Consider the following 13,406-nt stretch of genomic DNA (forward strand, 5'->3'; position numbering starts at 1 on the left):
GTGGGTGGGAAGCGGCGTATCCGGGCACCCTCTGAACGGAGGTCCGCGAAGCTGCACAGCCGCCCACGCATACGTGGGCGGCTGTGCAGCTTGCCGGGTGCTCTGGGGTGAGGGAGAGCGGGTACTGCGCTGCAGCGGGTCAGTCGAACTCGCCGCGCTCGCGCCTCTCGCGCCGCTGCTGCTGTTCGACGTCCTCGGCGATGCGCTTGAGGAAGTCCGGGTCGTCATCCGGTGCGAGCGGGCCCTGCGCCTGCGGCCTGCGTCCGCTGCCGCCGGGGAGCCTGCGGCCGATCACGAACCACAGGACGGCGCCGATGACGGGGAAGAGGAGGATCGCGAGGATCCACGCCCATTTGGGCAGTGCCGCGATCTGATCGCGCGGGCGCAGCGCGCAGTCGAACACGCTGTAGAGCATGACGGCGACGACGATGACGATGCCCACGATGAGTCCTCTTGTCATGCCCTCAAGTTTAGTTCACCCACCTGGACGCAGGATGCACGGATGCGGCGAGCAGGAGACGCCGAGAGCGAATGCCGCGGAGCCTGTGCACGGACCTGTGCCGGCCTGACTAGAATCGTGTCCCATGCGCTCGTTCCTCACCTACAACCTGGCTCGCCTCGCACTGCTGATCGGATGCGTGCTCGTCATCTGGTGGATCTGGGAGCCGTCGTTCGTGGGCACGCTCGCCGGCATCGTGATCTCCTCGCTCCTGAGCTTCGTGGTGCTGGCGCCGTTGCGCAACGAGTCCGCGCAGGAGCTGATGGAGCGGATGCGCAAGCGCCGTGAGGAGAAGGCCGCCAAGCCGGCCAAGCCCCGCCGCGACGATGCGGCGGAGGACCGCGACATCGACGGCACCTGAGCCTGCGGGTCCGCCGGCGGACCCGCGCCCGTTGTCGAGGGCGCACCCGCCGTCGAGGGCGCGCACTCACCGTTGAGCGCGGCCTGCCGGCGAGCGCAGGTCCTCAGGGGCATGCCCTCAGAGTGCGGTGCCGAGTCCCAGCAGGAACGCGTAGGCCAGCGCCGCCAGCGAGGTCGACTTGATGGTGGGGATGAGTGTCGCCCCGTTGGCACCTGAGAGCACGACCTTCACAGGCTGGACCACCACGACGAGGGAGAGCACCGCGAGCACGGCGAGCGGGTGGCCGTCGATGATGGGGCCCATGAGGAAGACATAGGGCAGCGCGACCATGAGCGTGTAGACCGCACGCGCCGCACCGTCGCCCAGCACCACCGCGAGCGTGGTCTTGCCGACGGCGGAGTCGCTGGGGATGTCCCGGATGTTGTTCGCCATGAGGACGGCGCAGGCGAAGAGGCCTATGCCTATCGCGCCGCTGACGGCGGCGACGGACACGGAGCCTGCGATCGCAGAAGCGGTGCCCAGTGTGGCCACGAGGCCGAAGAACACGAAGACGAACACCTCGCCGAGCGCCATGTAGCCGTAGGGCCGCTTCCCGCCCGTGTAGTACCACGCCGCGAGCACGGCGAGCACGCCCACGGGGATGAGCCACCACTGGTGCGAGACGAGCACGAGGGCGATCCCGGCCACCGCGGCCACCCCGAAGCTGATGAACGCGGCGCGCTTGACCGCCTCGGGCTCTGCGGCCCCGGAACCGGTGAGCCGCATGGGCCCCACTCGCTCGTCGTCGGTGCCGCGGATGCCGTCCGAGTAGTCGTTGGCGTAGTTCGAGCCGATCTGCAGGCCCAGCGCCACGAGCAGGGCGAGCAGGCTGCGGAGGAGGACCCCGCCCACATCCGGGATGGGCGCCTCGCCGGGACCGGTGGCTCCGAGGATGATGGCGGAGAAGCCGCCGATATCGCCGAGGCCTGCTCCCGTGCCGATCAGGACGGGAGCCAATGCGAGTGGAAGGGTGCGCAGACGTGCACCCGAGACCCACTCTCCGAACGTTGCCATCACAGGGCCTTTCTGCTCATCGGGACCCATGTATATTACCCGGCTCCGTGCTGCGGCCTCCGTCCGGGCCGGACGGAGGCCGCACCCGGTCTCCCGGCCGCGGTCCTCCGCCTTCGTCGTCAGGACGGCGCGGCCGTTCAGGGTGAGACGATCACCACGGTCTTCCCGGCGCGGTCCTGCCAGGACCGGCGCCGGGGCGTGCTGTCGAAGAGCAGGCTGAGGTCGACGAGGATCTGGTAGATCCAGCCGACCACAGGCAGCACTCCGGGGCCGAACTGCACGAGCGCCCGGGTGAGGAAGCTGCCGCCGGACGGGCGACCGCCGTCGGCCTCCCGGACGATCCTGATCCCCATAAGCTTCTTGCCCGGCGTGCGCCCGGCGGTCGTGTTGCAGATGAGCTCGAGCGCCACGGCCAGGAGCATGGAGACGATAGGACCCACGATCCAGCCGACGATCGGGATGAGCGCGATGAGGAATCCCACGCCGAAGAGCAGGATCCAGTCGATGATGCGGGCGATGAGCCGCTGGCCCGGAGTGGCGAACTGCACCGCACCCGGAGCCGTCTGCGCCATTCCGCCGCCGGGGTGGTGGGCCTGTCCGCCGGGCTGCGTGTGCTGGGCAGGCGGCGAGGCCGGCTGCATGGGGCCGCCGGGCTGCGGGCCCCGGTAGGTGACGGGCACCGAGACCGCGGGCGGGGCGGGTGCGGAGGCCGCCGGTCCGGGATTCGTGGGTCCGGGACCCGCGGATCCCGGAACCGCAGCCGGGCCCGAGGTCGCAGCCGGGCCGGGAGCCGAGGGGGCGCCGGGTGCGGCGGGGGACGGACCGGCCGGGCTCTGACCGCTGTATCCGGGCCCGGAGGGATGCGGGGTGACGGTGCCGGGGCCGTTGGGCTGCGGCCGTGCGGAGCCGGGGCCCACGGTGGCGGGGCCGCTGGGTCCTGAGCCGAAGGGCGGCTGCCCGGAGACGGGAGGCGGGGGAGGAGGGGTGGTCATGGCGGAGGTCCGATCGTCGGCTGCTGCTGAGATGGGGTGTGTCCCGTCAACGTAGCAGGAAGCAGGCCGGGCTGTGCGGAGATCCGCGGGCTCTCAGCGGCCCTGCAGCTCCGCGGCGAGGGTCTGCGCGGCCCGGCGGTCCGGCTTGCCGATGCCGCGGACGGGGAGCGCGGAGACGGTGTGCGCGGCGCGCGGAAGCATCGCCGCGCTCAGTCCCCGCGCACGCAGGCCCGCCTGGATCCGGTGGAGCAGCGGGTCCGCGCTCGTACCGGTCCCCCCTCCCGCTGAGGAGGGATGCCGTTCCGCTGCGTCCGCCGGTACGAGGAGGGCGACGAGCACGCGCCCCCATTCCTCGTCCGGCACCGAGCTCACCAGCACCTCACGGTAGCCCAGGGGCTCCGCCACTCGGAGGAGGTGTGCCTCGACCTCGTGCGGGGAGACGTTCTCGCCGCCGGTGACGATGATGTCGTCGGCGCGTCCCAGGATCTCCAGCCTCCGGGCGGCTCCGGGGCTCGCCTCCGCGGCTCCGTGGCTCTCCTCGGCGGCCGGCACCCACCGCCCCAGGTCGCTCGTGACGAGGAAGCGCGCCGGTCCCTCGCCCCAGAAGCCGGGTCTGAGGGCCTCCGCCGCGAGACGCTCCGCCTCGGCCTCCTGTGATTCGCTCCCGATGCCTTCGCCGGCAGTGGTGTCTGCTCCGGCCCGTATTCCCTCCGCGCCCCCTGCAGCTGGCACGGGCCCATTGGGCACCGCGGTCAGCCGCAGCGCGGACGGTGCCTCTGCCCGCTCCAGTGCCTCTGCCTGCTCCGGGGACTCGCCTCCCTCCGGTGCCTCGCGTCCGTCCTGAGACTCGGCGACCTCCAGGTAGCCGTCCGCGAGCACGGGACCCGCGAGGAGCACCCTCCCCTGCGTGTCCAGGTCCACCCGGACCTCCGGGAACGGCACCCCGTCGTAGACGCAGCCGCCGGCGGTCTCGCTCATGCCGTAGGTGCGCACGATCGGGATCCCCGCCTCCGCTGCTCGTTCGAGCAGGCGGGGGGAGACCGCGGCACCGCCCAGCAGGACCGCCGCGCACCGCGCGGCGGCCGCAGCGGCCTCCGGGAGTGCGAGCACACGGACCAGCTGCGTGGGGACGAGTGACGTGTACACGGGCTCCTCACCGGCCCGCCCCTGCAGTGCGGTGAGGTCCGCGGCGAATCGCCCGGCGTCGAACGGCCCGGGCCGCGCGACGCTGGGGGCGGCCCCGGCGAGGAGGGCACGGAACACCACCTGGAGCCCGGCGATGTGGTTGGACGGCAGGCAGAGGTGCCAGCGCCCGGGGCCCACGAGGAGCCTCTCGGTCTCCGTCGCGGAGGCGGTGAGGGCCTCGAGGCTCAGCCCCACGCCCTTGGGAGCCCCCGTGGAGCCGGAGGTGAAGAGCACCAGTGCCGGAGCGCGCCGGCCCGTGTCCGCCGGATCGAACTCCGCGGGCCCGAAGGTCCGTACGAGGCCGCCGCGGTCACGGGGGAGGAGCAGCCCGGCCTCGCCTGCGAGCATCCGGGAGACCTGGTCGACGATGAGGGGGCGGGTCACTCGTGCCACCCTGTCCCTCGGCACCCGCTGTTGCGGCAGGACACCCGCGTATTCGCGCGGAGACGGGGGTGTGTGGGAGAAGAACCGGGTGTCATCATCGCGGCACCGCTCAGTAGTACCAGGGGAAGGGCGTCCAGTCCGGATCGCGCTTCTGGAGGAATGCGTCGCGGCCCTCCACGGCCTCGTCCGTCATGTAGCCCAGGCGTGTGGCCTCGCCGGCGAAGACCTGCTGGCCCACCAGCCCGTCGTCCACGAGATTGAAGGCGAACTTGAGCATGCGCTGCGCGTTGGGGGACTTGCCCAGGATCTCCCGCGCGACCTCGAGCGCGGTGGTCTCCAGCTCCGCGTGGTCCGCGACGATGTTCACGGCACCGGCGCGCTCCATGTCCTCCGCGGAATAGGTGCGGCCCAGGAAGAAGATCTCGCGGGCCTTCTTCTGGCCCACCATCTTCGCGAGGTAGGCGGAGCCGTAGCCGGCGTCGTAGGAGCCCACGTCCGCATCCGTCTGCTTGAACCTCGCGTGCTCGCGGCTGGCGATGGTGAGGTCGCAGACCACGTGCAGGGAGTGGCCGCCGCCGGCCGCCCAGCCCGGCACCACGGCGATGACGACCTTGGGCATGGTGCGGATGAGGCGCTGGACCTCGAGGATGTGCAGGCGCCCGGCGCGTGCCGGATCGACCGTCTCCGCCGTCTCCCCGTCCGCGTACTGATAGCCGGAGCGGCCGCGGATGCGCTGGTCGCCGCCGGAGCAGAACGCCCAGCCGCCGTCCTTGGCGCTGGGACCGTTGCCGGTGAGCAGGACCGCGCCCACGTCCGGGGTCTGGCGTGCGTGGTCGAGCGCGCGGTAGAGCTCGTCCACGGTGTGCGGCCGGAAGGCGTTGCGCACCTCCGGGCGGTCGAACGCGATGCGGACGCAGCCCACGTCGTTCCCCTGCGCGTCCACCGCGCGGTGGTAGGTGATGTCCGTGAAGTCGAAGCCCCTGACCGCGCGCCAGCGGCTGGGATCGAAGATGTCGGAGACCTGTGCGCTGCCCGCGCTGCCGGAGTTGTCGCTCATGCTGGTCAGCATATCTGCGCGCTCTGCGCCCTCGGCGGCGTGGTCGGGAAGCGCGGTCCTATCCTGGAGCAATGCTCATCGTCCCTGAGGTCCGTGCCCTTCTCACCCGTGCCGACGGTCCGCGCGACGTCTTCGACCGCATCGTCCCGGTCGCCCTGCCGATGGTCACGCGGTTCCGCGGGCTCACCGTCCGGCAGACCTGCCTGGTGCACGGTCCGGCGGGCTGGGCGGAGTTCGCACCGTTCGAGGAGTACGCCGCGCCCGAGGCCGCCCACTGGCTCGCGGCCGCCCTCGAGTCCGCGGTGCTGGAGTTCCCGGAGCCCCTGCGTGCGACGGTGCCGGTGAACGCGACCATCCCCGCGGTGGCCGCCGAGGACGTGGCCGGGCTCGCCGCGCGCTTCACCGGCGCGCAGGCGGTGAAGGTGAAGATCGCCGAGCACGGGATCGCCTCGCTCACCGAGGACCTCGCGCGGATCGCGGCGGTGCGGGCGGCCATGCCGGAGGCTGCGCTGCGCTGCGACGCCAACGCCGCCTACAGCCCGGCCGAGGCGCGGCAGGCTGTGGTCGCACTCGCGGAGACGGGTTCGCTCCAGTACCTCGAGCAGCCGGTGGCCACGGTGGAGGAGCTCGCAGATCTGCGAGCCTGGATCGGGGCCGAAGGCCTGCCGGTGCCGCTGGCCGCCGACGAGTCCATCCGGAAGGCCGCGGACCCGCTCCGGGTGGCCGCTCTGGGCGCCGCCGACGTCATCATCGTCAAGGCACAGCCCCTGGGCGGCATCCGCGCGGCTGCGGAGGTCGTCGCACAGGCGGGTCTGCCGGCAGTCGTCTCGTCCGCGCTGGAATCGAGCGTGGGGCTGGCGGCCGGGGCCGCTCTCGCGGCCTGGCTGCCGGTGCCGGAGGCGGCCTTCGACGGACACGCTCCCGCAGCGGGCCTGGGCACCGCGGCCCTCTTCGCCTCCGATGTGTGCGCACCTCCACTGCTCCCCGTCGGCGGCGCCCTGCCGGTGGGCCGGACCGCGCCGGACGAGGCCCTGCTGCGCGCGCACGCCGCAGGCCCCGAGCGCGTCCGGTTCTGGACCGAACGGCTCGAGGCCTGCTGGGAGGTGCTGCGGCGGGAGGCGTGAGGACCTGCCGGCGTCAGTGGTGCCCGCACGTCACGGGCACACGTGTCACGGGAGCTCTGCGAGGACCGTCGCCGCGACCTCGGCGAGGCCGTCCATGTCGGCACCGTCCATGCCGGGAGCGGACACGCCCGTGAGGGTCACGAGTGCGGAGCCCTTCTGCACGGAGAGGTTGCGGGTCGTCATCTCCTGCCCGTTCATGTCCATGGTCGCCTCGGTGCCGAGCACGGTGTCCGCGCCGTCGACGGAGGCGGAGACCTCCGAGGTCGAGCTGGAGACCTCGGTGCCCTGCATCGACACCGTGACCTCGCCGCAGGAGCCCAGCGACTCCTTGTTCGCGCTGATCGCCTCGGCGGCCTCGTCGGCGGAGCCGTAGGCCATCGCCACGAGGTTGGGTTCGGTGGTGGGGTCGGCGGGGACGCCTGCGACGAGGGTGAGGTCGGAGCCCTGTGCGGCGGCGAGGCCGGCGTTCATGACGGCCTCGCACTCGGCGGGCTCCACGGAGACGTCTCCCATGGCGCCCTGGAGATCGCCGAGCTGCGACATGTCCATCGACTGCGCCGTGTAGCCGGCGGCTTCGACGGCGGCGGTGAGGTCGTCCGCGGTGGCGGCAGGGGCCTCGGCGGCCTCCTCCTCCGCGGGCGCGGCCGCCTCTCCCTCCTCCTGCTGGGCGTCTCCGTCCTCGGCGGGAGCGGTGTCGCCGGAGCCGCAGGCGGAGAGCACCAGGCCCGCGCCGAGGACCACGGCGGCGAGTGCGGTGCGGGTGCGTCCTGCGCGGGAGGTGAGTGACAGGGCTGAGGTCTTCATGAGGTTCTCCTCGATCACGCCCGGGCCGGACGCCGCAGGCGGTGTGCATGCCGCAGACGGTGCCTGCGCGCTGGTGTGTACACGCTAACGGTAGGCGCATGCGCAGTGCCCACCGGCCGTATTCGTGTGTCAGCTTGGAAACACCCTGTGAGGGGTGTGCGACGGGAACGGCGTGCGTCGGCGCAGTCGGCACCGCCGGCACGGCTGGCACGGTCGCCACCGCCGCGTGGAAGAATCGGCGGGGTGAACGTCTCGACCGCAATCGCACAGGCCATCGTCCGCGGACTGATCCGCGCGGGCGTGGAGGATTTCGTCGTCTCACCGGGCTCGCGCTCGGCACCGCTCACCTATGCGATCGGGGCGCTGGCACAGGCGGGGCGCGTGCGCGCACACGTGCGGATCGACGAGCGCGATGCCGCCTTCACGGCGCTGGGGCTGGCACGCGCGGGCAGGCTCGCGGGACGGGAGCGGCCCGTGGCGATCGTGACGACCTCGGGCTCCGCGGTGGGCAATCTGCACCCGGCGGTGATGGAGGCCGCGCACTCGCACGTGCCGCTCATCGTGCTCAGCGCGGACAGGCCGGCCCGGCTGCGCGGCACCGGCGCCAACCAGACCCTCGACGCCCAGCACAGGTCGCTGCCCGAGGCTGTGGCCGCCTGGGACGTCCACGTCCCGGGGCCGGAACGCACGAGGGAGTTCCCGGACGCGGACGGTGTGGTGAGGTTCACCGCCGTGACGGGCGGGCCGGAGCTCAGCGCACGAGCGGCTGAGCAGCTTGCCGCGCAGGCCGTGCGTACGGCATGGGGGGAGAGGCGCGTACAGGACTGCGGTGCGGGCGATCATGCCTGGCGGGAGAAGGCCGCAGAGATGGGGGCGGACCATTGTGGCAGCGGCGGGCTGCGGTTGGACGACGCCCTGCCCGGCCCCGTGCAGATCAACGTGCAGTTCGACGTGCCGCTGGTGCCCGAGGCCGCGGACCTGGACCCGGCGGTGATCCTGGACGGGGACGACTGTGATGCGGGCGGATCCGAGGCCGCGCACAGGACCGGTGAGGCCGCCACTGCTCACGGGGTCGGCGAGGCCGACGCAGGCGGAGCTGGCGGCGTGAGTGAGGCCTGCGCACTCGCGGAGCCCACAGATGCGGACGGTGGGGAGCCCCCGCGTCCGGCGGACCGCAAGGCACTGCTCACGCGGATCCGCACGGCACTGCTGGCGCCGGAGACCCGTGCCGTCCTGGTGGCGGGCGACGACCTCGGCTTCGCCTCCCCGACGGCAGCCGCGCTCGCCGGGGAGTTCGTGCTGCCGGTGTTCGCCGAACCCTCCTCGGCGCTCGCCTCCCTGCCGCAGGTGGTGCCCGCACACGCGCGCGTGCTCGCCGCTCCCGGCACGGCCGCGCTGCGTGAGGAGATCACGCACGTGCTCGTGGCCGGACGCCCCACACTCTCGCGACCCGTCGCCGCTCTGCTGGACCGCGAGGACGTGGAGCGGATCGACCTGCCGTACGCGGTCGACGGGATCGGCGCTCCTGCGGCGTCCGGGCGCGGCACTTCTGAGAGCTCCGGCGACGATGCACACACGCCGGTCCGTACCGGAGGGCCCATGGGTGCTGATGTGCTCGCGGCTCCTGCGGTCGCTCCTGCAGCCGCGGTCGCTCCGAACCTGGTTGCTTCGGCTGCTGCCGCTTCGGCAGTTTCGGACGCTTCAGTGGCTTCCGATGTTTCCGGCGCGGGTGATCTGGAGATGACTGCCTCCGCTGCTGCTGAGCGGTGCAACGAGTGGTGGGAGGGGTGGAGGCAGGCCGCTGAGGCATGTCTGGGCGAGGCTGTGCCTGCCACGTCAACACCAGAGGCCGGCTTGAGCGCCGCGGGCCGGCAGTGCACCGGCCAGCACACTCGCACGGAGCAGCCCCGCACGGAGGGGCGCCCCCGCACGGAGCACACAGTGGGGCAGCCCTGCGTGGAGCGCGCAGCCGCGCAGCCGGCCCTGGACAGCCCGGCCCTGGACGGCGCCGCCGCGGCCCGCGCGGTGCTGGAGCGTCCCGGCGTCGTCTTCGCAGCGAGCTCGAACACCATCCGGCTCCTCGCGGCCGAGCAAAGGCCGCAGCACCCTGCCCGTGTGCTCGCCTCACGGGGCCTGGCGGGCATCGACGGGCTGATCGCGACGGCCTCGGGCCTGGCCCTGGGGCTCGAGGACGAGGCGGCCTGCGGGCCGGATGAGGCCGGCGCGGGCGAACCCGCTCCGTGCTGCGGAGGGTCAGGGCCGCGCCCCGGAGAATCCACGCCGCCCCAGAGCGAGCGTGTGCCGCACGGAAGCACACCCGTGCGGCTCCTGGTGGGGGATCTCGCGGCGCTGCACGACCTCGGCGGCTTCCTCATCCCCGCACACGAACGGCGCCCGCACCTGCAGATCGTCGTGCTCAACGACGACGGCGGCGCGATCTTCTCCGGCCTGGAACACTCCGCGGAACATCTGCGACCGTACTTCGACCGGTTCTTCGCCACGCCGCACGGGTACCGCCTCGCCGAGGCGGCCAGGTCGCTGGGGTGGGAAGCTCAGACCGTGGAGAGCGGCGCACCCGGTGCCGCAGCGGCGCTGGCGGCGTTCCTCGACAGCGGCGAACCGGGGCTCCTCGAGGTGCGGCTGCCGTGAACTCCGCCCTCTGTGAACTCCGCGCGCTGTGAACCCTGGGCGCCGTGACGTGGGCGGGGTGGCGCATGCTCGGATGCGGGTGGCGTGACGTGCTTGGTCTGATGCGGGTGGCGTGAACTCTGCCCGCTGTGATGCGAGTGGCGTAACGTGCCCGGCCTGCGCACACTGTGCTGGAACACTCTGCTCCGGCACGCTTCGTGATGGAACACCCTGCCGCGCACGCGGCACCGGGCCCGCGGCACCGGGCCCGCGTAGTCGCTGTGCCACCCACGCATAGGTGGGTGGCACGGTCGGTTTCCGGGCTCCTGCGCAAGGACACACCGGGTATCCACGCAGCCACCCACGTATACGTGGGTGGCTGCGTAGACAGGCGGGGTGTCCGCGCATGCCACCCCATTTCGCACGCCCCGTCGTGCCACCTCGCCGCCGCCCCCGTCGGCCGCCGAACTCAGCGCTCCGCGCCCGGTCCCGACCTCTCCACGCCCAGGGCCGCGCGCATCGGCGCGAACTTGGCGTCCGTCTCCTCCCGCTCCGAGGCCGGATCCGAGTCCGGCATGATCCCGGCCCCTGCGAAGATCCGGATCCGGTTGCGCTCCTCGAGCTGTCCGCAGCGCAGCGCGATGCCGAACTGCCCGTTGCCGTAGCCGTCCACCCAGCCCACCGGCCCGGCATAGCGCCCGCGGTCCATGTCCTCGAGCTCCGTGATGAGCTCGAACGCTCGGTCGCGCGGCGCGCCGCCCACGGCCGCGGTGGGGTGGACGGCCTCGGCGACCCGGAAGGGGCTGAGCGCGGAGCCGTCGTCCTCGGTGCGCAGCCGCCCGTGCGCGTCCGAGGCCAGGTGGATGACGTTGGCCAGCTGCAGCAGGTGCGGCTCCCGGTCGACGTGGAGTTCGGCTGTGACGGAGCCCAGCGTGGCGGCGAGGGAGTCGATCGCATACGAGTGCTCGATCGAGTCCTTGTGCCCGCTGAGCTGCGCGCGGGCCGCGGCTAGCTCCGCGGAGGGGTCCTCGAGAACGCGGTACGTGCCGGCGAGCACCCGCGAATGCACGGCGCCGTCCTCCACGCCAATGAGCAGCTCCGGTGTCGCTCCCACGAGGCCCGCGACGTTGAAGGTCCACGTGCTGGGGAACGCGCTGTTGAGCCGGCCCACCACGGTCCGCACGTCGATGTCGCCGTCGGTGGTGATGACCTCGTCGCGCGCGAGCACCACCTTGCGCTCGCCCGCCTGCGGGCTGCGCAGACGGGCCGAGGCCTGCTCCACGATCTCCTCGTACCGCTCGGGGGAGACCTCGCCGGGCCCGGCGGAGAGAACCGCCGGGGCCGTGAGGGGCCGGGGCGTGAGCCGGAAGTCCTCCGGGGAGGCGGGCCTGCCGCCGTCCGCCTCCGGCGCGCCGATGTGCGTGAGCCAGACGCGGCCGTCGCGTCGCCCCAGCACGAACTCCGGCACGTCCACCACCGAGGCCGCCCGGGAACCGTCGGCGAAGGCGATGGCGCTGAAGCCGAGCAGCCCGGAGCCCAGGAGGCCCACCCTGTCGTCCACGCTCGCACGTGCGCGCAGTTCGTCCCACTGCCGCTCGAGGTCCCGGAAGCGCCCGGGCCCCTGCGCGGTCAGGCGCAGCGCCCGGCCGAACCCGACGATCCCGGACCGCCCGCGCACCCAGCAGGAGAAGCGGTCCTGCGGCAGCTGCTCGAGGAAGTCCAGCGAGCGGGTGGGGATCGCGGTGGCGAACGGCGCGGGCCCGGACGGGGTGAGCCCGTCCACGTACCAGGACTGCACGCACAGCGACGGCAGGTGCGCGGGGTCCGCCGTGCGCTCCGGGTTCTGTGCGTGAGGGGATGCGGCGGCCTCCCCGGGGCCGGGGGAGGGAGCGCGAGTCGAGCCGGTGTCGGTCATGCGACCACGATACTGACCGCGGGGCGACTGCCGCTCAGCGGCGTCCGCGCCTCCCGGCCCGGCTCAGCGCCACCGCCACCGCATAGCAGCCCAGGTACACCGCGCCCAGGGTGATCCACCCCGGGGTGTAGCCGCCGAACACGTCGATGCCCAGGCCCATCACCAGCGGGCCCAGTGCGAAGCCGAAGTTCATCCCGGCGGCGACGAGGCCGGAGGCCACACCGATCCTCCCTGCCGGAGCGCTGGCGACCACCGCGGAGTTGATGACGACATTGGCCGCGAGCGGGAAGAAGGCGTGGAGGGTGACGGCCGCCCACATGAGGGGCACGAGGTGCGTGTGCTCGACGACGATGAGCCCGCCGGCGGCGAGGATCCCGCCCAGGTTCATGATCTGGATGAGCAGGGCCGCGCTGCGCACGCGTCCGGCGATCCGGCCCCAGACGTTCCGGGCGACGATCCCCAGCACGCCGATGATCGCGAGCATGGTGCCGGCGAGTTCGATGGGGTAGTCGACGGTCTGCACCGCGAAGAGCGAGGCGTAGGCGTTGACCCCCTGGGTGCCGACCGCGTTGAGGAAGGCGCAGAGCGCGAGCAGCCAGACGGCCGGGGGCAGCGGCACCCGAGGCCGAGGAGCCTTCTGCGCTGGATCCTCGGCGGGATCGTCCGTGCCGGCAGGGCGCTCTCCCGCACCGGCTCCCGCACCGGCCCCGGTGACCGCGGCGGAGGAGCCGTCCGAGTCCGGCTCCTCCGGGACCGGCGCGTCCTCCCCGGTCTCCACCGGCTCCCGCGTGGTGCGTGCACGCTGCATCCGGGTGAGCACCAGCCAGCCCAGCACCAGCAGCACGCCCAGGACGCTCACGCACATGAGGGCGACCCCGGTCCACCCCGCGAGGCCTCCGACGAAGGGCACCGTCACGCCTGCGAACAGCAGGCCGAACTGCACCCCCGACTGCTTCCAGCCCATCCACGCCCCGCGCTTCTCCGGCGGCACGGTGCCTGCGATGATCCGATTGGTCACAGGGTTCGCGAAGGCCTGCGCCGGTCCGGCGATCACGGCCGCGGCGAGCAGAGCGGCATAGGTGGGCGCACTGATGCTCACGAGGAAGCCCGCGATCATGAGCCCGAAGATCACCGCGATCTGCACGCGGACGGGAATCCTGTCCGCCAGGTTCCCCAGCAGCGCGGAGCTGAGGCCGGCGAGCAGGAACACGATCGTGATGATGAGGCCGTACTGGCCTTCCGTGATGCCGTAGTCGGCCGTCACCTGCGAGCTCAGGGCGGCGAGGGCGAAGTTGAAGAGCGGCCCCGCGGCCATCGCGGCCACCAGGACGAGGAGCAGAGTCCTGGGCGCTCGGCGTGGTGCACCCTGCGCGGGCCGTGGGGAAGGGGAATCCATCCGCTCAG

General features: G+C 72.8%; 11 protein-coding genes. 3 read left to right on the plus strand and 8 right to left on the minus strand.

Features of this window, described 5'->3' with window-relative positions; translation table 11 throughout:
• Positions 1–139: 139 nt before the first annotated feature.
• The gene (locus ABD240_RS11110; RefSeq protein ID WP_344337249.1) at positions 140–460 is read right to left on the minus strand and encodes a PLD nuclease N-terminal domain-containing protein; all 321 of its coding nucleotides are present in this window, start codon (positions 458–460) and stop codon (positions 140–142) included.
• Positions 461–584: 124 nt separating this feature from the next.
• Between ABD240_RS11110 and ABD240_RS11115 the strand changes: the two genes are divergently transcribed.
• On the plus strand, positions 585–860 hold the full coding sequence (locus ABD240_RS11115; protein WP_291793422.1) for a DUF4229 domain-containing protein: 276 nt from the start codon (positions 585–587) through the stop codon (positions 858–860).
• Positions 861–977: 117 nt separating this feature from the next.
• Here the strand turns inward: ABD240_RS11115 and ABD240_RS11120 are convergent, their stop codons facing one another.
• The 4 genes from ABD240_RS11120 to ABD240_RS11135 all read right to left on the minus strand — a co-directional run bounded on the left by ABD240_RS11120 (position 978) and on the right by ABD240_RS11135 (position 5,531).
• The gene (locus ABD240_RS11120; protein WP_344337252.1) at positions 978–1,913 is read right to left on the minus strand and encodes a 1,4-dihydroxy-2-naphthoate polyprenyltransferase; all 936 of its coding nucleotides are present in this window, start codon (positions 1,911–1,913) and stop codon (positions 978–980) included.
• Positions 1,914–2,050: 137 nt separating this feature from the next.
• Positions 2,051–2,905 (minus strand): RDD family protein, encoded by an 855-nt coding sequence (locus ABD240_RS11125; RefSeq protein ID WP_344337254.1) that lies wholly within the window; start codon positions 2,903–2,905, stop codon positions 2,051–2,053.
• A 93-nt stretch (positions 2,906–2,998) separates the two neighbouring features.
• Entirely contained in the window at positions 2,999–4,474 is a 1,476-nt protein-coding gene (locus ABD240_RS11130) for an AMP-binding protein (protein ID WP_344337256.1), read from the minus strand.
• A gap of 109 nt (positions 4,475–4,583) precedes the next feature.
• Positions 4,584–5,531 carry a 1,4-dihydroxy-2-naphthoyl-CoA synthase gene (locus ABD240_RS11135; protein WP_344337258.1) on the minus strand — a complete coding sequence of 316 codons (948 nt, stop codon included), beginning with the start codon at positions 5,529–5,531 and terminating at the stop codon, positions 4,584–4,586.
• A gap of 71 nt (positions 5,532–5,602) precedes the next feature.
• On the opposite strand from ABD240_RS11135, the gene ABD240_RS11140 reads away from it, so the two are divergent.
• A complete protein-coding gene (locus tag ABD240_RS11140) occupies positions 5,603–6,655 on the plus strand; it encodes an o-succinylbenzoate synthase (RefSeq protein WP_291795103.1) in 1,053 nt (350 codons plus the stop codon).
• Between the two features lie 45 nt (positions 6,656–6,700).
• On the opposite strand, the gene ABD240_RS11145 is transcribed toward ABD240_RS11140, so the two are convergent.
• A complete protein-coding gene (locus ABD240_RS11145; protein WP_344337261.1) occupies positions 6,701–7,459 on the minus strand; it encodes a hypothetical protein in 759 nt (252 codons plus the stop codon).
• A 243-nt stretch (positions 7,460–7,702) separates the two neighbouring features.
• Between ABD240_RS11145 and ABD240_RS11150 the strand changes: the two genes are divergently transcribed.
• A complete protein-coding gene (locus ABD240_RS11150) occupies positions 7,703–10,108 on the plus strand; it encodes a thiamine pyrophosphate-binding protein (protein ID WP_344337263.1) in 2,406 nt (801 codons plus the stop codon).
• 448 nt (positions 10,109–10,556) lie between these two features.
• Here the strand turns inward: ABD240_RS11150 and ABD240_RS11155 are convergent, their stop codons facing one another.
• The gene (locus ABD240_RS11155; RefSeq protein WP_344337265.1) at positions 10,557–12,002 is read right to left on the minus strand and encodes an isochorismate synthase; all 1,446 of its coding nucleotides are present in this window, start codon (positions 12,000–12,002) and stop codon (positions 10,557–10,559) included.
• 34 nt (positions 12,003–12,036) lie between these two features.
• Complete coding sequence (locus tag ABD240_RS11160) at positions 12,037–13,398, minus strand: MFS transporter (RefSeq protein WP_291795106.1); 1,362 nt, start codon at positions 13,396–13,398, stop codon at positions 12,037–12,039.
• Between the last annotated feature and the right edge of the window lie 8 nt (positions 13,399–13,406).

This window comes from Brevibacterium salitolerans (assembly GCF_039531405.1).
In the GTDB taxonomy this organism is placed as follows: Bacteria; Actinomycetota; Actinomycetes; order Actinomycetales; family Brevibacteriaceae; genus Brevibacterium; species Brevibacterium salitolerans.